Origin of the sequence: Pseudooceanicola sediminis (genome assembly GCF_003575965.1) — a bacterium.
In the GTDB taxonomy this organism is placed as follows: domain Bacteria; phylum Pseudomonadota; class Alphaproteobacteria; order Rhodobacterales; family Rhodobacteraceae; genus Pseudooceanicola; species Pseudooceanicola sediminis.
In genome coordinates this window covers 313,606-330,712 of record NZ_QWJJ01000002.1, presented here as the reverse complement: position 1 = coordinate 330,712, position 17,107 = coordinate 313,606, and the positions used below count along the sequence as shown (strand labels likewise).

Annotated in this window: 20 protein-coding genes; 6 read left to right on the top strand and 14 right to left on the bottom strand. The window is 62.2% G+C overall.

The window, feature by feature from the left end; genetic code table 11:
• Positions 1–46: 46 nt before the first annotated feature.
• Positions 47–793 (top strand): bifunctional 2-polyprenyl-6-hydroxyphenol methylase/3-demethylubiquinol 3-O-methyltransferase UbiG, encoded by a 747-nt coding sequence (gene ubiG / locus DL237_RS03445; protein ID WP_119397620.1) that lies wholly within the window; start codon positions 47–49, stop codon positions 791–793.
• A gap of 9 nt (positions 794–802) precedes the next feature.
• On the opposite strand, the gene DL237_RS03440 is transcribed toward ubiG, so the two are convergent.
• The 4 genes from DL237_RS03440 to DL237_RS03425 are packed head-to-tail and all read right to left on the bottom strand — an operon-like array spanning position 803 to position 3,110.
• A complete protein-coding gene (locus tag DL237_RS03440) occupies positions 803–1,246 on the bottom strand; it encodes a MarR family winged helix-turn-helix transcriptional regulator (RefSeq protein ID WP_119397619.1) in 444 nt (147 codons plus the stop codon).
• Complete coding sequence (locus DL237_RS03435; RefSeq protein WP_119397618.1) at positions 1,243–2,076, bottom strand: carbon-nitrogen hydrolase family protein; 834 nt, start codon at positions 2,074–2,076, stop codon at positions 1,243–1,245. Before DL237_RS03435 ends, DL237_RS03440 begins: the two co-directional genes overlap by 4 nt.
• Entirely contained in the window at positions 2,073–2,333 is a 261-nt protein-coding gene (gene grxC / locus DL237_RS03430; RefSeq protein WP_119397617.1) for a glutaredoxin 3, read from the bottom strand. Before grxC ends, DL237_RS03435 begins: the two co-directional genes overlap by 4 nt.
• Before the next feature lie 45 nt (positions 2,334–2,378).
• Positions 2,379–3,110 carry a ComF family protein gene (locus DL237_RS03425; RefSeq protein WP_233544848.1) on the bottom strand — a complete coding sequence of 244 codons (732 nt, stop codon included), beginning with the start codon at positions 3,108–3,110 and terminating at the stop codon, positions 2,379–2,381.
• A gap of 37 nt (positions 3,111–3,147) precedes the next feature.
• Here DL237_RS03425 and DL237_RS03420 point away from each other — a divergent pair, with 37 nt between their 5' ends.
• A complete protein-coding gene (locus tag DL237_RS03420) occupies positions 3,148–3,975 on the top strand; it encodes a methyltransferase domain-containing protein (RefSeq protein ID WP_119397615.1) in 828 nt (275 codons plus the stop codon).
• Positions 3,976–4,070: 95 nt separating this feature from the next.
• Positions 4,071–5,117 (top strand): ferrochelatase, encoded by a 1,047-nt coding sequence (gene hemH / locus DL237_RS03415; RefSeq protein WP_119397614.1) that lies wholly within the window; start codon positions 4,071–4,073, stop codon positions 5,115–5,117.
• A gap of 95 nt (positions 5,118–5,212) precedes the next feature.
• Here the strand turns inward: hemH and DL237_RS03410 are convergent, their stop codons facing one another.
• Together DL237_RS03410 and DL237_RS03405 are read right to left on the bottom strand one after the other, a co-directional pair.
• A complete protein-coding gene (locus DL237_RS03410; protein ID WP_119397613.1) occupies positions 5,213–5,395 on the bottom strand; it encodes a hypothetical protein in 183 nt (60 codons plus the stop codon).
• A gap of 147 nt (positions 5,396–5,542) precedes the next feature.
• Complete coding sequence (locus DL237_RS03405; RefSeq protein ID WP_119397612.1) at positions 5,543–6,163, bottom strand: L,D-transpeptidase; 621 nt, start codon at positions 6,161–6,163, stop codon at positions 5,543–5,545.
• Positions 6,164–6,332: 169 nt separating this feature from the next.
• Here DL237_RS03405 and dalA point away from each other — a divergent pair, with 169 nt between their 5' ends.
• The gene (dalA, locus tag DL237_RS03400; RefSeq protein WP_119397611.1) at positions 6,333–6,890 is read left to right on the top strand and encodes a divisome-associated lipoprotein DalA; all 558 of its coding nucleotides are present in this window, start codon (positions 6,333–6,335) and stop codon (positions 6,888–6,890) included.
• Positions 6,891–6,974: 84 nt separating this feature from the next.
• Here the strand turns inward: dalA and DL237_RS03395 are convergent, their stop codons facing one another.
• The 6 genes from DL237_RS03395 to hslO all read right to left on the bottom strand — a co-directional run bounded on the left by DL237_RS03395 (position 6,975) and on the right by hslO (position 13,484).
• On the bottom strand, positions 6,975–7,463 hold the full coding sequence (locus DL237_RS03395) for a L,D-transpeptidase family protein (protein ID WP_119397610.1): 489 nt from the start codon (positions 7,461–7,463) through the stop codon (positions 6,975–6,977).
• An 87-nt stretch (positions 7,464–7,550) separates the two neighbouring features.
• Positions 7,551–8,768: a class I SAM-dependent RNA methyltransferase gene (locus tag DL237_RS03390; protein ID WP_119397609.1), complete on the bottom strand. Its 1,218-nt coding sequence runs from the start codon at positions 8,766–8,768 to the stop codon at positions 7,551–7,553.
• 39 nt (positions 8,769–8,807) lie between these two features.
• Positions 8,808–10,664 (bottom strand): ABC transporter ATP-binding protein, encoded by a 1,857-nt coding sequence (locus DL237_RS03385; protein WP_407691897.1) that lies wholly within the window; start codon positions 10,662–10,664, stop codon positions 8,808–8,810.
• A gap of 87 nt (positions 10,665–10,751) precedes the next feature.
• Positions 10,752–11,909: a CCA tRNA nucleotidyltransferase gene (locus DL237_RS03380; RefSeq protein WP_119397608.1), complete on the bottom strand. Its 1,158-nt coding sequence runs from the start codon at positions 11,907–11,909 to the stop codon at positions 10,752–10,754.
• Positions 11,909–12,511: a CoA pyrophosphatase gene (locus tag DL237_RS03375; RefSeq protein WP_119397607.1), complete on the bottom strand. Its 603-nt coding sequence runs from the start codon at positions 12,509–12,511 to the stop codon at positions 11,909–11,911. The genes DL237_RS03380 and DL237_RS03375 overlap by 1 nt, the downstream gene beginning before the upstream one ends.
• Entirely contained in the window at positions 12,501–13,484 is a 984-nt protein-coding gene (hslO, locus tag DL237_RS03370) for an Hsp33 family molecular chaperone HslO (protein WP_119397606.1), read from the bottom strand. Before hslO ends, DL237_RS03375 begins: the two co-directional genes overlap by 11 nt.
• 82 nt (positions 13,485–13,566) lie before the next feature.
• Between hslO and DL237_RS03365 the strand changes: the two genes are divergently transcribed.
• Complete coding sequence (locus DL237_RS03365) at positions 13,567–13,998, top strand: NUDIX hydrolase (protein WP_119397605.1); 432 nt, start codon at positions 13,567–13,569, stop codon at positions 13,996–13,998.
• An 18-nt stretch (positions 13,999–14,016) separates the two neighbouring features.
• Here DL237_RS03365 and DL237_RS03360 read toward each other — a convergent pair whose 3' ends face one another.
• A complete protein-coding gene (locus tag DL237_RS03360; protein WP_119397604.1) occupies positions 14,017–15,264 on the bottom strand; it encodes a PP2C family protein-serine/threonine phosphatase in 1,248 nt (415 codons plus the stop codon).
• Positions 15,265–15,494: 230 nt separating this feature from the next.
• On the opposite strand from DL237_RS03360, the gene DL237_RS03355 reads away from it, so the two are divergent.
• On the top strand, positions 15,495–15,818 hold the full coding sequence (locus DL237_RS03355) for an Hpt domain-containing protein (protein WP_119397603.1): 324 nt from the start codon (positions 15,495–15,497) through the stop codon (positions 15,816–15,818).
• On the opposite strand, the gene ilvA is transcribed toward DL237_RS03355, so the two are convergent.
• Entirely contained in the window at positions 15,815–17,041 is a 1,227-nt protein-coding gene (ilvA, locus tag DL237_RS03350; protein ID WP_119397602.1) for a threonine ammonia-lyase IlvA, read from the bottom strand. The genes DL237_RS03355 and ilvA overlap by 4 nt on opposite strands.
• Positions 17,042–17,107 lie beyond the last annotated feature (66 nt).

Here is a 17,107-nt window from a genome sequence, read left to right as displayed (position 1 = left end):
TCGTATAGTAAGGGGCAAAAGGCACCATGACCGCAAGGAGCGCGGAATGCAAACCGACATAAATACGATTGACCCCGGTGAAGTCGCCAAGTTCGAGGCGATGGCCGCAGAGTGGTGGGATCCGGCGGGAAAATTCAAGCCGCTCCACATGATGAACCCGGTTCGTCTGGACTTTGTCACGCGTCAGATCGCGGCGGAATTCGACAGGGATCTTGGGCAGGAGCGCCCCTTTGAAGGGTTGCGCCTGCTGGATATCGGGTGTGGCGGCGGCCTGTTGTGCGAACCGATGGCAAGACTGGGCGCCTCGGTGGTTGGTGCGGACGCTGCACCGCGAAACATTCCCGTGGCACAATTACACGCCGAACAATCCGGCCTGGACATCGACTATCGCCACACCACGGCGGAGGCCATGGCCGCCGCAGGTGAACAGTTCGACGTGGTTCTGAACATGGAAGTTGTCGAACACGTCGCAGATCCACTTGCCTATCTGACTGCGTGCCACGATCTTCTCAAGCCTGGCGGCCTTCACCTCTGCTCCACGATCAATCGCAATCCCAAGAGCTTCGCTGTGGCCATCGTCGGGGCCGAAGTCATCATGCGCTGGCTGCCCAAGGGAACGCATGACTGGCGCAAGTTCATCACGCCGGATGAATTGTACGACCTGATGCGCCAGGCGGGCCTGACACCCGTGGACCGCAAGGGCTATGTCTTCAATCCGGTCAGCTGGCAGTGGCGCATTTCGGATCGCGATCTGAGCGTGAACTACGTTACCGCAGCGTTGCGCCCGGCGTAGGATACGACCTCAGCGGTCGTCTTCCAGCTTGCTGCGCAATTCGCGCAGGATCGGCAGGGCGGCGCGGACCTTGTCTTCGCCCAGTTCATCGAGCACGCCGGAGATCATTGGCGCAATGGAAGACAGTGCCGCATCGCGCGCCAGGCGCCCCGCCGGGCTGATCGAGATCATCTTTCGGCGGGCGTCATCCCAGTCGGGCCGGATATGCACATAGCCGGCCCATTCCAGCTTGGAGAGCGTGTTGGTCATCGCCCCCCGCGTCACGTGGAATGTCTGGGCCAGCTGGGCCGGGCTCTTTTCGTCGCTGGCGCGTCCCAGGTGGTTCAGCACCGAGAAATGCGACAACTCCATTCCTTTCGGCAGCACCCGCGCGAGGCGATTGCGGATCATCTGATCGGCCGCCAGCACCTCTGAAAAAAGCGCGATGGCTAGCGAATTTCTCGGGTCACTCATTGGCTTAGCGAATAGTCCCTGTCATGGCGAAGGGCAGGCACGCGTTTGCGCGCCGCGTCGACCGCCGCGGGATCCAGATCGACATACCCGATACCTGGCTGCGCGCCCATGTCCAGCAGGACCTCGCCCCAAGGCGCAATTGCCATCGCATGGCCATGGGTGCGACGCTCCTTTCCAGTGGTGCGCGGGTGTGTTCCCGTCTGTGCCGGTGCCAGGACATAGCACCCGGTTTCGATCGCGCGGGCGCGCAGCAGGGGTTCCCAGTGCGCCTGCCCCGTCACGGGCGAAAATGCCGCCGGTCCCGTCAGGATGGTTGCGCCGGCCTGTGCCAGACTGCGGTGCAGATAAGGGAAACGGACATCATAGCAGATCGTGAGGCCAACTTTGCCAAATGGGGTCTCCGCCACGACGGCGCGGTCGCCGGGTCGGTACCCATCGGATTCCCGATAGGTTTCCCGCTCATCGACATCCACATCGAACATGTGGATCTTGTCGTACCATGCCGCGATGTCGCCAGCCGGATTGATCAGGAATGAACGATTGGCAAAACGTCCGTCCGCATCGCCGGTCTTGAGGCCAAGCGACCCGATCAGCAGCCAGATGCCGAGTTCGGCGGCCTGGGCCCGCAGCCCGGCCAGTGTCAGATCGTCCTCCTGCGACTGCAACACCTCGGTCTGGCGCGCCCGCGACGACGACAGGCAATTCGTCACCTCTGGCGTCAGGACGAAGCCGGCACCGTTTGCCGCCGCCTCGGCCACCATCGCCTTAACCATCGCCAGGTTCGCAACCGGGTCGTCCGACGACGTGATCTGAAGCAGTGCCGCCTTCATGCGCCGGCCAGCAGGGCGTCCAGCTTGCCTGCCTGCTCCAACGCATACAGCTCGTCGCAGCCACCCACATGCGTGTCACCGATAAAGATTTGCGGGACAGTGTACCCCCCTTTCGCGCGCTGGATCATCGCCTCCTTGACTGTCGGCTCACCCAGAACATTGATTTCATTGAACTCTGCGCCCTTTTCATTCAGCAGCCGCTTGGCCGCATGGCAGAATCCGCAGATAGGAGAAGTATAGATATCAATCGTCTGCATCGTTGGCTCCGTTCAGATTTGGCGCGAGTTGCGTTTGCGCTTAACCTATGATGCTTTGCCCACTCGCGCCAGAGCCAGCACTGAAACCGGCCCCGATCCGGCAGCAATGCAGGCCGCCGCCGCTGCCGAAAACGTCGCGCCAGAGGTCATTACATCATCAACGATCAGGACAGGCCGCTGCTCCAGCGTGTCGCGGCATCTGGGATTGATGGAAATCGCCCCGCTCAGCACGGAATGTCGCTCCTCCCGCCCCATGGACCCAAGCGAGGCGGTCGCGCGTGTGCGCAAAAGCAGATCCGGCTGATCAATCAGGTCCAGATCGGCGGTCCGCTCACGCAGCCGCTTCGCGACGGCGCGCGACAGCAAGGCAGACTGGTTATACCCCCGCATGACGCGCCGTCGCCAATGCAGGGGAATGGCAGTGACGATCATTCCCTGGCAGATCAAGGGTTCGGCTGCCTCGGCCAGCCAATCCGCCGCGGGCGCGACGATATCGTGCCGATCCCCGTGCTTCAGCGCCATGACCAGCTTGCGCGCCTGCCCTGCGTACATCGTAGCGGCCCGTCCCTGCGTCCAGATGGGCGGATACGTCAGGCACTCATCACAATGGGCGGTCTCATCGCGCTGACCGCCCGGCAACGGCAGGCCACACCCGTCGCACACGACGCCGCCGATAAACGGGGTGTCGCTCCAGCAGGCGGCGCACAGACCAAAGTCGGTTTCCACCAGCCCCCCGCATCCCAGGCACCGCGGCGGGTAGATCAGCCGCATTGCCATTTGAACTGCCGTTCCCAACGACCTATCTATCCGGCCCATGACACATCCGATCCTGACTGACCCCGTCGCCCTGCAACACCGCCGCGCCCGCGCGACGGCGGATGGGCTCTTCCTGCACGCGCTGGTGGCCGAGGACCTGCAGGATCGGATAAGTTTCGTTAACAGGACCTTTAAGGATCCGGTCCTGGTAACGCCTTTTCCCGCCCATTGGCAGAACCTGGCCCAGCGGTTTGCGGTGCCACCGCGCATCGTGCCAGCATCGGATGTCCTCGACCTTGCTCCCGGCTCTGCCGATCTGGTGATGCACGTCTTCGATATGCACTGGAGCAACGACCTTGTGGGCCAGTTGATCCAGTGCCGCCGTGCGCTGCGGCCGGACGGCTTGTTCCTGGGAGTGCTTTTTGGCGGCAACACATTGACGGAATTGCGGATTTGCCTGGCCGAGGCCGAGGTGGAAATCACCGGCGGCCTGTCGCCCCGTATCGCCCCGATGGGCGAGGTCCGCGATCTGGGCGGCCTGCTGCAACGCGCCGGTCTGGCGCTGCCCGTGGCAGACAGTGACGCCATGAAGGTCACCTTCAGCTCGCCCCTGAAATTGCTGCGCGATCTGCGTCACATGGGCGAGGCGAATGCCCTGAATGATCGGCTGCGCAAACCCACCCGTCGCGCCATCATCATGCGCGCGATGGAATTGTACGTGCAAAGGCATGCCGACGCGCAGGGCCGCATTCCCGCGACCTTCGAGCTGATCACGCTGACAGGCTGGGCTCCGGACGACTCCCAGCAGAAGCCGCTGCGTCCGGGTTCCGCAATGTCGTCCCTTGCAGCGGCGCTCGGCACCGATGAGAACCCGTTGAAATCATGACACCCATCCGGGGTGGACATATCGCCACGGCGACATGGCGCAGTTTTGAACGATATTCCTTATGATCCACCCGTAATCCCCTGCAGGAGACGACCATGACCGACGCGACCAGACCTGCCCATGCCGCCGCCGATCACCCTGCCATCCCCCGCGAAAAGGTGGGCATACTACTTGCCAACCTCGGCACGCCCGATGGGACGGACTACTGGTCGATGCGCCGCTATCTCTCTGAATTCCTGTCGGATCGGCGGGTGATTGATTACCCCAGATGGAAATGGCAGCCGATCCTTCAGGGTATCATCCTGACGATCCGACCCTCGAAATCGGGCAAGGCATATCGATCGATCTGGAACACCGAGGCGGATGAGAGCCCGCTGCTCACGATTACCAAACAGCAGACCGCCAAGCTGTCTGACGCGCTGCATGATCGCTATGGCGCCGATGTGATGGTCGACTACTGCATGCGCTACGGAAACCCATCGACCAAATCAAAGGTCCGCGCCATGGTTGCCGCCGGCTGCACCAAGATCCTGTTCTGCCCGCTGTATCCGCAATACGCAGGGGCCACGATCGCCACCGCAAACGATCAGTTCTTTCGTGCCCTGATGGACGAAACCTGGCAGCCGGCCAGCCGGACCCTTCCGCCCTATTTCAGCGACACCGCCTATATCGATGCGCTCGCCCAATCGGTGGAAAAGGCCTATGCCCAGCTGGATACGGAACCGGATATTCTGGTCTGCTCATACCACGGGTTGCCCTTCCGGTACCTGACGCAGGGCGATCCCTACCATTGCCAATGCGTTAAGACGACGCGCTTGCTGAAAGAACGCCTTGGCTGGGCGGACGACAGGATTACCACCACCTTCCAGTCCAAATTCGGGCCCGAGGAATGGTTGCAACCCTATACGGTCAAGCATGTTGCCGCACTTGCCGAGGCTGGGAAAAAGAAGATTGCCGTCATCGCCCCCGCCTTTTCGGCGGACTGCATAGAAACGCTGGAAGAAATCAACGAAGAAATCCGTGAAAGCTTTGAGCACGCAGGTGGCGAAAATTTCACCTATATTCCCTGCCTCAATGACGATGACGCGCACATCGCCGCCCTGATGGGGCGAATCGAGGCAAACCTCGCTGGCTGGCTTTGACACGACAGGCTTGGCTGAGCCTCGGAGGATAACGGACACGAAAAAAGGCGGTGGATTGCTCCACCGCCTTTTCATCTTCAGGTGTTGTTCGCCGATTAGTTGGCGGCAACAGCAGCTGCAACCACAGCCAGCAGGATGAGCGGCAGAACGATGCCGGTCGACGAGCTGGTGGTTTCTTCGACGATAACCGGTGCTTCGATGACCGGCTCAGAGTATGCACCAGCGGTCGCGGACGAAGCGGCGGCGGCCAGAGCAGCGGCGAGAACGAGTTTCTTCATATTATCCTCCAGATAAAGGCCTGCGTAGTGAACAGGAGTTACCACGGCAAGCACCCAAGACTTACCTCGTGATTCCGTCATAAGCGGGACACCCATACCAATGCAATTGGAAGATGCGTAAGCTCTCACGGCCACAGGGAAATGTCGTCAAATTAGCAACACCTGCGTGCCCACTTTCGCCAGTTCGTACAGCTCTTCGATGTGCTCGTTGTACAGGCCGATGCAACCATTGGACGAACGTCGGCCAATTTTACGCGTATCGTGTGTGCCGTGGATGCGATAATAGGTCCAGCTCAGGTAAAGTGCGCGTGTTCCCAATGGGTTATCGGGACCGGGGCCAACAAAATCCGGCCATTCCGGGTTGCGCACCTTCATCGCCGGCGTCGGCGCCCAGGATGGGTTCTCGACCTTGCGTACAACGCTGGTGCTGCCACGCCGCGTCAGGTCGTCCGTTACCGGCACAGACGTAGGGTAAAGTTTATAGATACTGCGATCTTCGGACCAGAAGTGCAGGGCCCGCGAATCGATATCCACCAGGATGGCGCCGTTTACGGTGTTGTCGAAATAGGGCCGCCAATCCAGCGCCCGGAAAGAAGAAACGTTCCTGCGGGTTGACTCGGTCGGGTCGCGCTCCACTTCGGTAGAGTTTTCGAAGGGTGTCGCATAGGTCGCGGACTGCGTCTGCGCCAGTGCCGGCGTTGCCAGAAACACTGCGCCTGTTGCCAGGAACGCGCGGCGCGACTGTTTTGTGTCGGGGGGGATGCTCATGTATGTCTCCGTGTCCGTCGCATCGGAATTTTGTAACGATTGTATGGCGCAGATGCCGCAGTCGCAAATCAAACAAGTGTCAGTGAACCACTTCACATCCTTGAGCGTTTGCTACAGATCAAGCACCGCGATAAGCGGTAAGATAGCTCTCCTAATCGGCAGGACGAATATGCGCATTACAATTCTTCTCGTTTCGGCTCTTCTCGCGCTGTCTGGCTGCGCCACCATGCCCGGGTCAGAGCCACCGCGCCTTGCCGCGGACGGAAAACCCCTGCCCAGACTTTACCGGATCCCCAGCAACGCAGAAAACCGCATCCCGTACGAGATCCTTGATTCCGTAAACACGCTGCGCGCCGCTGCGGGTGCCCAGCCGCTGACCCTCGACTCGGCGCTGACGGCTGCGGCTGCCACCCATTCGCGCGACATGTCGAACCAGAACCGGCCCTGGCACTTTGGGTCGGACGGATCTTCGCCGCTCGATCGGGTGCAGCGCGTTGGATATCCGGGTCACCTGATCGGTGAAAACATCTCGGAAACCTTCGAGACCGAGATCGAGACTCTCTCCGCATGGATGGATGACGACGGAACGCGCCGTGTGATCCTGGACAAACGCGCGACGGATCTAGGCTTTGCCTGGTACCAGGAACGCAATGGCAAGATCTGGTGGACGATGATCCTCGGCAGCCGCCAGATGACCGATCAACCGATGTTGCTGACCTCGAACTGAGGGCGTTCAGCCAGGAAACGGCCGACTCGATAGGCATGAAAAAGGGCGGCCCCGAAGGACCGCCCTTTTTTCACATCGAAATTCTCAGGGGTGGATCGAGATCGGCGTGCCGTCCTGCACCATCGCATAGATCTCCTCGACTTCCTTGTCCGTGACCGCGATGCAGCCCGCCGTCCAATCCTGGGGGACGTTGCGGAGTTTGCCCGGCCCGCCATGGATAAAGATGTCCCCGCCCGGACTTTTTCCGATCGTCTGTGCAAACGCCACCTGTTCCGGCGTTGGATAGGAAATACCCACCGACAGGTGATAGGCGGAATTCGGATTGCGCCGGTCGATAAAGTAATCGCCCTCCGGCGTCTTTCCATCACCGCTGAACTGCTTGGTCCCGACCGGGGCGAATCCCAACCCGATATCATAGGCCTTCAACACCTGAGGACCGTGCATGAGGTACATGCGACGATCTTCCTTGAAGACATGAATGCGGGTCACTTCGGGCCCGTCGTACCTTTGAAACTTAGAAGAACACCCGGCCGCGGCAAACGCCAGGACCAGGATCAATACTGCCCGTATCATCGTTTTCGATCTTTTTTTGATTGATGCTCTGGTGCGCACCTTATCAAAACCGGGCTTTTCACAGAAGAGGCAATCCTGCCCTCACGATTAGTTGAGTGAAAATTCGGTTACCAGCTCGACATGGGCAGACCAGCGGAACTGATCGACAACCTGCACCGGCCCCATGCGATACCCCGCCTCAATCAGCAACCGCGCGTCACGGGCAAAGGTCATCGGGTTGCACGACACGGCCGCGATGACCGGTATGTGTGCCTCGGCCAGCTGACGGGTCTGTGCCTCGGCGCCCGCGCGTGGCGGGTCGATGACGACGGCCTCTATTCCCTTCAGATCCTCCGGCGTCAGCGGATTGCGAAACAGATCACGCACCATGGGGCGCAGCCGATGCAGCCCCCCTGCGCGGCGCCATCCCTGCTCAAGGGCATCGGTCATGTCGCGATCGCCCTCGACGGCCAGCACTTCGGCCTGCTCCGACAGGGGCAAGGCAAATGTCCCGCAGCCCGCGAACAGATCAGCGACGGTTTTCGCGCCACGGGTGATGCCCATCACGGCATCGCGCAGCGTTGCTTCCCCGTGTGCCGTCGCCTGCAGGAACGCCCCCGGTGGCGGCACGACCTGCGCACGTCCAAAGCGCTGCACCGGCAGCTGTCGGGTGACAACCACCTCACCATCCCAGGCCAGCCGCGCCAGGTCCAGATGCTGCGCCGCCTCGCTCAGCTTCAACCGCAGCGCCTCGTCCAGCGGTTTGCCGCCGCTGACGGCCACGTCCAGCCCTCCTTCGGACAGCGTTGCCAATACGGCGATCTCGCCCTTGCGCCCGGAACCGGCAATCGCCAGCGCCTCGGCCACCGGCAAGGCGCGCATCAGATCGGGGTGCAACAGCTTGCAATCCACCACGTCGACAATCGCACCCGAGGCCCGACCATGAAACCCCGCGATCGCGCCGCCCTTCGTGCGCCGCGCCGACAGGGTGGCCCGGCGTCGCGATTGCGCAGGCGATGTGACGACCCCGGCAAACTGGGCCTCGATCCCCTGCGCCTGCAAGGCCGTCTCGACGATCCCGCGTTTCCATGCCGCCACATAGTCGTCGCCCGCGTGCTGCACCGCGCAGCCACCGCAGGATTTGAAATGTCGACACGGCGCCGCGACACGATCCACCGACGGCTCGATGATCTTCACGTTCTCCAGCCGCTGCCCGTTCAGCACGCCGCTGACGCGTTCGCCCGGCAGGGTCATGGGCGCAAAGATCGGCCCCTCTGCCACACCATCGCCGTGATGGCCCAGTCTCTGAATGTCATATGTGTTCATGGCCGCCCCTCTACCGCAGCACCCGCCGCCGGCAAAGCCCTATTCGGCGGCCTGATCGTCGCGCTCTCCGTCCTCGGCATTCAGGAAACCGCCCGATTGCCGCGCCCAGTAGCGGGCATAGACCCCGTCCAGCGCCAGCAGCTCTGCGTGACTGCCCAGTTCGACGATCCGGCCCGCTTCCATCACCGCGATCCGGTCCATGTGCGCAATCGTCGACAGACGGTGCGCGATGGCCAGCACCGTCTTGCCCTCCATCACACGTTCCAGCGCCGTCTGGATCTGTGCCTCGACCTCGCTGTCCAGCGCGCTTGTCGCCTCGTCCAGCACCAGGATCGGAGCATCCTTCAGAATGGCCCGTGCCAGCGCCACGCGCTGTCTCTGCCCACCTGAAAGCTTGACACCACGCTCGCCCAGTCGCGCGTCATACCCGGTCGTGCCATATAGATCGACCAGATCCCGAATGAACGCATCCGCCTCGGCCTTGCGTGCTGCGGCAAACAGGTCCTCTTCGCTCGCATCCGGGCGACCATACAGGATGTTTTCCCGCGCCGATCTGTTGAACATCGCGGTGTCCTGCGTCACCAGCGCGATTTCGCGCCGCAGGCTGTCCTGCGTCACGCCAGTGACGTCCTGCCCATCAATGCGCAGCGTTCCACTCTCGGAATCGTACAAGCGCAGCAGCAGGGAAACGAGCGTCGATTTTCCCGCCCCCGAGGCCCCGACGATGCCGAGCTTTTCTCCCGGTCGGATGGTCAGGTCGATGCCATGGACGCCGCCCTTCTTTTGTCCGTAGGCAAAACTGACATCGCTGAAATGGATCTCGCCGCGCGGCACCTGCAATTCCTTCGCGTCTGGTGCATCATGCAGACGATGCGGCGCGGCAAGGGTGCGCATCCCGTCCTCGACCTCGCCGACATTTGCGTAGATGCCCATCAGGGCAAAGGACACCCAGCCGGTCATCTGCGCCATGCGCACCGACACGGCTCCCGCTGCCACGATATCACCGACCGTGGCCGATCCGCCGGTCCAAAAGATCAGCGCACCCCCCACCAGCAGGATTGGCAGAACGCCACCGATCACCATCAGGCAAACCCGAAACGCCGCGGAGACATAGCCGAACTGCAACGCCGCCGCGCGATAGCTGGCCAGCGCGCCAAGTGCCGCCTTGTCCTCGTGATCGGCATGGGCAAACAACTTTACCGTCTTGATGTTTGTTACCGTGTCGACGATCTGCCCCGATACCATGGCACGGGCAGCGGCGCGTTTGCCCGCACGCTTGCGTATGCGTGGGATGAACCACCGGATCAGCAGGCAATAGGCCACCAGCCAGACCATGAAATAGGCGCCCAGCCAGCCGTTGATCGAAAGGATCAGCGCCACTGCGCCGCCTGCCGATGCCAAAGCAAAGGCGACCACGTTGATCATCTCGACCATGACCTCGGTCGTGGCACGCGCCGTCTGCATCTGCTTTTGCGCGATGCGCCCGGCGAAATCGTTGTCAAAAAACGTGACAGACTGGCCCAGGGTCCAGCGATTCAACCGCTGAAGCACCAGCGCAAAGACGTTCGGCTGCACGATGATCGCATTCGAGGCAGACGACAGGCCGAAAAAGACCGGTCGCGCGACCAGAAAGAATACGACCCCTCCGATGACCAGCGGCAGGTTGGCCCAGGTAAAGAACCCCTCGGGCCCGGCGGCCTGCGCGCCATCCACGACCCGGCCCAGGATCCAGGCTGTCGCCGCCTCCATCCCGCCTGCAAGCGCCGAAAACAGCGATGCCATGATCAACGCCGGAAAGGCCCCGCTCAGCGCCCAGCCCATGAAACGCATTAACGTCTGGGGCGGGGCCGTGTCCGTCTGACGGAACGGGTCGATCATGTTCTCGGGGTGCATCATGTGTTGTTTCCTTGCGGGCGAACCGCCTGCGGTCTGCCAGTCTATCTAGACCGATCCGCGCACCGGCCTAGCCGACGCGACATCTGGTCATTCCTCGCGCAGCAGCGCCGCACGATCCAGCGTAAAGCCTGATCCGATCCAACGGTCCTTGAGAACGGCCAGACGCTGGCCCAGGGCCGCGCCCTCATATGCCGGCATCAGATCCCGCGCGGACAATGGAAAGGTCGCCGTTGCGCCCTCGCGCGCCTCCTGAAAGAGCTGCGCGTCAAAGGGCTGTTCCAACAGAACAACCCGCAGCGTCAGGATATGCGCCGCCTCGGTCGCGCCATACAGATACCCCAGCGCACCCGGCCCGCGCGCCGAGCCGACCTCTTCGCGAAAAAGCATCAGCCGGGCCGTGTCCTTGCGCGACAGCCTCAGCCGCTCGGCGGTATCCTCACCGCCCAATGCTGCCAGCCGCGCGCCCCAATCAGGCGCCAGCCCGACCAACCGCTCCACGTGGATCAACGGTGCCAAAGGCGCCGGGTTCGCCCCGGGCAGCACATGCACCAAGGCTCCGGTCTGCTGCATCGCGGCCATCGCGGGGGCGGGATCGGCCCCGCCCAGCAGCCGCGTCATTTCCGAACCGACCCGTTCGGCCGAAAGTGTTTCAAGACCTTCTGCATTCGACGCGATCGCATTCAGCGCCTCCGGGTCCAGTCCCGCCTCAGGGTCCCCGAAGCGGGCATGAAACCGGAAAAATCGCAGAATACGCAGATAATCCTCACGAATGCGCAGATCCGCATCCTCGATAAAGCGCAGGCGGCGCGCCTTCAGATCCGCCATGCCGCCCAGCGGATCAAGAACCTGCCCCTGCGGATCGGCATAAAGGGCATTCATCGTGAAATCGCGCCGCCGCGCGTCCTCCTCTATCGAGCTTGAAAAAGCCACGACCGCCCGCCGACCATCGGTTTCGACGTCGCGGCGGAACGTCGTCACCTCATGCGGAATGCCATCGGATACGACGGTGATCGTGCCGTGGTCGATGCCCGTGGGGATCGCCTTCAGCCCCGCCTTCCCGGCCAGGTCCTGAATTGTGGCCGGGCGCGCATCGGTACAGATGTCGACATCACCGACCGGCAGGCCCAGCAGCGCATCGCGCACGCAACCGCCAACGAAATAGGCCAGATACCCCGCATCCGTCAGCATTCGGCAGACCGCCTGCGTTGCGTCGCGACTCAGCCAGTCACCCGCAACCACCGCCATCACTCCACCGCCTCTGCCAACTCGCGCAGCATCCGCGCCGTCGCACCCCAAATGTAATACGGCCCCCAGGGGACCGTAAAATAGTGCCGCATGGTGCCGCGCCATGCCCGCGACTGCACCGAATAGGCCCCGGAATCCAGCACATGCGCCAGCGGCACGCGAAACACCTCGGCCACCTCGCCCGGTTCGGGCCGGACGATGAAATCACCGTGGACGCGCGCAACCACCGGCGTCACCTGAAAGGATGTTACCGTCTGATGTGGGGGCAGACAGCCCAGAACCTCGACGATTTCGGAGGGCAGGCCAATCTCTTCCCGGGCCTCACGCAGGGCGGCAGCAATGACATCCGCGTCGCTGTCCTCCTGCTTGCCGCCGGGAAAGGCAATCTGGCCAGGGTGGTGCTTCAACGCCGAGGATCGCACCGTCAGGATCACCTGCAATGTGCCGCCGACGTCTTGCAGGGCACACAACACACCTGCGGGCCGGGTCTTGATCCCCGCAATCAGGTGGGCATCGTCGTTCAGATCGAAATCCGAAGACGGCGCGCGCGCCGTCTTCAGAGCTTGGGAAATGCGATCAAGTGTTGCCGCGTCAGCCTTCATCGTCTCCGGCCTCGAACCCCACGGTCGCGGGGTCCATCACGTAATGGGCGCCGCAGAACTGGCAATCGGCCGTCACCTTCCCATCGTCCGTGGTCATCTTTTCGATGTCCTTGGCGGAATAGATCGAAAGGCTCTGCCGCACCTTGTCCTCGGAACACGAACAGCCGAACCGTACCGGCTGCGCATCAAAGACGCGTGGCTGTTCCTCGTGAAACAGCCGGATCAACAAGTCGGTCGGTGCCACGCTGGGCCCGATCAGCTCCAGCTGCTCGACCGTATCCAGATGGAAATTCACCCGATTCCAGTTTTCCTCGGTATCGCCGCTGACCAGATCCTGCGCCTGCAACAGCCCGCCATCGCCGGATCCTTCGGACACGTGCATGCCGACCTTGGGCATGGTCTGCACCATCATCCCGCCCGCACGCCAATGCTCTTCGCCGCCGCTCTCGGTCGAGCGTCCGAACGACAGGCTGAAGCGCGTCGGTATCTGTTCGGATTGCGCAAAATACGCCTCCGCACAGGAGGTGAGGGATCCCCCGGCCAGGGGCGTGATGCCCTGGTACGGGGCCATGCCCTGACCCTGGTCGATCATGATGGCAAAGTACCCCTCGCCCACCTGGTCAAAGGGATTGCTGTCCGTCAGACGGTCGCGGTCGAAACTGGCATAGGCCCGAATGCGCGCCGGCTCTCCGTCTTCCTGCGGGCCATAGTAATCGGTGGCGATCATCCGGACCGGGCCGCGGCTCTGAACCTGCAATGACAGTTTCCAACGCAGCTTTATGGTCTGACCGATCAGGGCGGTCAGCAGGGCCATCTCCGCGACCAGTGCCTCGACCGCCGGCGGGTAATCATGTTGTTTAAGGATGCCTTCGAGCACCCCGTCGAGCCGGGCCACGCGGCCGCGAACGTCTGCTTTGTCTAGCTGGAACGGCAGAACCGTGTCGTCCCAGGCGATTTTCGTGCTGAGGGTCATGGGGGTATCCTATGCGCTTGCTCTTGGCATAACGCGGTGCGAGGTAAGGGGCAAGCGACCCACCTTCAAGGACAAACCCCCTATGCGCCGCTATGGTAGCCCTCCCGTGACGGGCCAGAACTACACGCTGCGGCCCGGTGCCTATGCAATCCTGCCCCGCGATGGCAAGCTGCTGGTGACCTTTCAGGCGCAACCCGACCCCGAATTTCAGCTGCCCGGCGGGGGGATCGATGATGGTGAATCCGCCATTCAGGCGTTGCACCGCGAAGTGTGGGAGGAAACCGGCTGGGCCATCGGTGCGCCGCGTCGTCTGGGCGCCTATCGCCGGTTCGTCTACATGCCGGACTATGACCTGCACGCAGAAAAGCTGTGCCATGTCTTTCTGGCCCGACCCATCTTGCGGCGCTCTGCCCCGAAAGAGCCGGACCACACCGCGCTCTGGCTCGCGCCCGAGGCCGCGCTGGACCTGATCGCCAGTGACGGTGACCGGGATTTCCTGAACGCCCTACTGTGACGCTGTGCGGACCTGCGATCATGTGTGCCCCTGGTATTCGACAAGCACCGCTGAAATATCGTCGGGAAATTCATCCGCACCGGCGTAGTCGCCCAGCTTCCAAAGGATCGCCTCAAGCAAGGGGGCCCCTGCGACATCTCTGAGATCATTCAGAAATTCGAACAATCCTTTTTCGCCAAGCAAGGCGCCGCTGGCGTCCGGGCACTCGACAATCCCGTCTGACTGAATCAGCAGACGGTCCCCCGGTTCCAGCGTCACGGCGACCTCTTCAAAGGTGACATCCGGCAGCAGCCCGACCGGCACACCTCCCTGCCCGATCTCCTCGATCGTGCCGTTGGCACGCTGCACGACGGGATGCGGGTGCCCTGCCTGGACCAGGCGGACGCTTCCATCGATCAGCGACACATGCGCCAGAACCATGGTAAAATAGTGTTCGGTCCTGACCTCGCTCAGAACAAGGTCGTTCAGGTGCCGCGCCACCTCGGCCAGCGGGCGCGGAACATAGCTGCCATCGCCGAGCGCCTGAATTGCCACGTTGTGCTCCGGCACCGCTGACGAAAGATATCCCGCCAGCCGAGCCGTCATCAGCGCCGATGTGATGCCGTGCCCGGACACATCAATGGCAAAGCAGCCAAAGCACCGGGCGTTGATCGGATAATATCCGACCAGGTCCCCCCCCACGCGCCCCGCCGAACGCAACAACAGCGATACTTTCGCCAAGCCGAAATCGCGGTACCTTTCGCGGACCAAGGATTGTTGCAGCTTTTTCGCCTCGATCAGGTCGCTGTCGATGGAATCATGCGCCGCCTGCAACTTGTCCACCGTCTGGCGGATGATGCGGTTTTTCTCGGTCAGTTGGCGCTGCATGTCCAGGATCCGTTCGCCCGCATTCAGGCGCGCCCGCAGCTCGGCCTTGTTGACCGGCTTGGTCAGGAAATCATCTGCCCCCGCATCCAGCCCCGCAGCCGCATCGGTCTTGTCCGCCTTTGATGTCAGCAGGATGAAATATCCGTAGTGTTCGCGCGGGATCTGCCGGAACGCCTTGCAAAAACTGATGCCATCCATACCCGGCATCATCCAGTCACTGATGACAAGATCCGGATTGACGCTATGGCACAGGGCAAGCGCCTCTTCTCCCCCGTCCGCTTCGTGGACCTCAAACCCCCAGCCGCCCAGCAAGGTCGCCAGAACCCGGCGCTGCAAGCGACTGTCGTCAACCACCAGGACGCGGCGCAGGGGCGGGTCCACCGCCTGACGGCCATCCATGTCGGACCCTGCCGGGCGCGGCCGGTCTGCCTGTCTCCGTTCCCGATTTGATTGCACGCTGATTGACCTGCCCCTGCCGCATTCGCCCGAGCCGACCCCGACCCTCACGCCGCAAAATAGGAGCGCGGGTTTAAGAGCCGCTTAAAGGTCTATTTTTGCCTAATCTTTCAGGTTCGCTTAACATACCTTCCCTACCCTGCCACCGGGATCGCAGCACGGGACGGGACGACATGATATCATGGGGTCAGGTATTGGAATTGCGCAACGACGTCGGCCAGGACGGTTTCGACGAAGTCGTCGCAATTTTTCTTGAGGAATTCGAGGAAACATTGAACCAGCTCTCCGTCTCGCCTCATCTGCAAGAGGACATGCACAGCCTGAAGGGCAGCGCCCTGACCCTTGGCTTCAACGCCTGCGCCGCCCTCTGCGCCGAGGGGGAGCGACGGGCGGCGCAGGGTCAGGCCGATACCGTCGACCTTGACGCAATCCACCTCTCCTACGCTGAAAGCAAGGCGATCTTCCTGGCGGAACTCCCCGCCCGGCTGGCCGCCTAGATCAGGAACTCGGCCAGAACCGGATCGGTCGTGATATCGCGATAGGCAAAGCCGTCCGCCTCCATCCGCGCATACAGCGCATCCAGGTTGGCCGCGTCCTTGGTCTCGATCCCGATCAGGACAGAGCCGAAGTTGCGGGCAGATTTCTTGAGGTACTCGAACCGGCTGATATCATCGTCCGGTCCCAGCATATCCAGGAAATCGCGCAGCGCGCCGGGGCGCTGTGGCAGCCGCAGGATGAAGTATTTCTTCACCCCGGCAAACCGCTGCGCACGTTCCTTCACCTCCGGCAGGCGCTCAAAATCGAAATTGCCACCCGAGGTGACGCAGATCACCCGCTTGCCCCGGATCTCGTCGCGCAGATCCTCCAGCGCGTTCACCGACAGGGCCCCCGCAGGTTCCAGCACGATGCCTTCGACATTCAGCATCTCCAGCATGGTGATGCAGATGCGATCTTCGGGCGCGGCCAGAACATCCTCCGCCCGGATCCCCTTCAGGCGCGCAAAGGGCTTTGCCCCGATCCGTGCCACCGCCGCACCATCGACGAAACTGTCGACCTTTTTCAACGTGACGGGCTCACCCGCCTCCACGGCTGCGCGCAATGACATGCCGCCCGACGGCTCAACAAAGCGCAGGGCAACACGGTCGCCAAAATAACTGCGCATCCCCGACGACAAACCGCCGCCACCCACCGGCAGCACGATCATGTCGGCCAGCTCTGGCAGGTCTTCCTCGATCTCGGCCCCGACACTGGCCTGCCCCTCGATCACGTCATCGTCGTCAAAGGGGGCCAGGAAATGCCCGCCGATCTCGGTGCAATGGCGCTGCGCCTCGGCCAGCGTGTCATCGAAATAATCCCCGACCAGCTTGATCGAAACATATTCGCCGCCGAAAATCCGCGTCTTGTCGATCTTTTGCTGTGGTGTCGTCACCGGCATGAAAATCACGCCCGGCACCTGAAAGTGCCGGCACATGAACGCCATGCCCTGTGCATGATTGCCCGCGCTGGCGCAGACAAAGGCACTTGCCCCCTCTACCTTGCGCATCGCGTTGAACGCCCCGCGCAATTTGTAGCTGCGCACTGGGCTCAGATCCTCGCGCTTCAACCAGATATCGGCGTCATATTTCGCCGACAGGTGGTCATTGCGCATCAAAGGCGTTGCGGGGAACACCTCTCGCATCGCGTGCATGGCTGCACGGGCTTTATCCTGAAACTCACTCATGGGGCGATGTCTTACGCTCTTAAGCCTTGTACGCAAGGGGCCCGACCTTGTGCCCGGCCGCAAAAC

What these genes read in the sequence shown, in the direction of transcription:
- DL237_RS03440 (WP_119397619.1), bottom strand. Translation starts at nt 1,246, where the DNA reads ATGAGTGACCCGAGAAATTCGCTAGCCATCGCGCTTTTTTCAGAGGTG.
- dalA (WP_119397611.1), top strand. Translation starts at nt 6,333, where the DNA reads ATGCGCATTACAATTCTTCTCGTTTCGGCTCTTCTCGCGCTGTCTGGC.
- DL237_RS03380 (WP_119397608.1), bottom strand. Translation starts at nt 11,909, where the DNA reads ATGGCGGTGGTTGCGGGTGACTGGCTGAGTCGCGACGCAACGCAGGCG.
- DL237_RS03420 (WP_119397615.1), top strand. Translation starts at nt 3,148, where the DNA reads ATGACACATCCGATCCTGACTGACCCCGTCGCCCTGCAACACCGCCGC.
- DL237_RS03405 (WP_119397612.1), bottom strand. Translation starts at nt 6,163, where the DNA reads ATGAGCATCCCCCCCGACACAAAACAGTCGCGCCGCGCGTTCCTGGCA.
- DL237_RS03410 (WP_119397613.1), bottom strand. Translation starts at nt 5,395, where the DNA reads ATGAAGAAACTCGTTCTCGCCGCTGCTCTGGCCGCCGCCGCTTCGTCC.
- DL237_RS03390 (WP_119397609.1), bottom strand. Translation starts at nt 8,768, where the DNA reads ATGAACACATATGACATTCAGAGACTGGGCCATCACGGCGATGGTGTG.
- ubiG (WP_119397620.1), top strand. Translation starts at nt 47, where the DNA reads ATGCAAACCGACATAAATACGATTGACCCCGGTGAAGTCGCCAAGTTC.
- DL237_RS03375 (WP_119397607.1), bottom strand. Translation starts at nt 12,511, where the DNA reads ATGAAGGCTGACGCGGCAACACTTGATCGCATTTCCCAAGCTCTGAAG.
- hslO (WP_119397606.1), bottom strand. Translation starts at nt 13,484, where the DNA reads ATGACCCTCAGCACGAAAATCGCCTGGGACGACACGGTTCTGCCGTTC.
- DL237_RS03435 (WP_119397618.1), bottom strand. Translation starts at nt 2,076, where the DNA reads ATGAAGGCGGCACTGCTTCAGATCACGTCGTCGGACGACCCGGTTGCG.
- hemH (WP_119397614.1), top strand. Translation starts at nt 4,071, where the DNA reads ATGACCGACGCGACCAGACCTGCCCATGCCGCCGCCGATCACCCTGCC.
- DL237_RS03425 (WP_233544848.1), bottom strand. Translation starts at nt 3,110, where the DNA reads ATGGCAATGCGGCTGATCTACCCGCCGCGGTGCCTGGGATGCGGGGGG.
- DL237_RS03365 (WP_119397605.1), top strand. Translation starts at nt 13,567, where the DNA reads ATGCGCCGCTATGGTAGCCCTCCCGTGACGGGCCAGAACTACACGCTG.
- ilvA (WP_119397602.1), bottom strand. Translation starts at nt 17,041, where the DNA reads ATGAGTGAGTTTCAGGATAAAGCCCGTGCAGCCATGCACGCGATGCGA.
- DL237_RS03360 (WP_119397604.1), bottom strand. Translation starts at nt 15,264, where the DNA reads ATGGATGGCCGTCAGGCGGTGGACCCGCCCCTGCGCCGCGTCCTGGTG.
- DL237_RS03395 (WP_119397610.1), bottom strand. Translation starts at nt 7,463, where the DNA reads ATGATACGGGCAGTATTGATCCTGGTCCTGGCGTTTGCCGCGGCCGGG.
- grxC (WP_119397617.1), bottom strand. Translation starts at nt 2,333, where the DNA reads ATGCAGACGATTGATATCTATACTTCTCCTATCTGCGGATTCTGCCAT.
- DL237_RS03385 (WP_407691897.1), bottom strand. Translation starts at nt 10,664, where the DNA reads ATGATGCACCCCGAGAACATGATCGACCCGTTCCGTCAGACGGACACG.
- DL237_RS03355 (WP_119397603.1), top strand. Translation starts at nt 15,495, where the DNA reads ATGATATCATGGGGTCAGGTATTGGAATTGCGCAACGACGTCGGCCAG.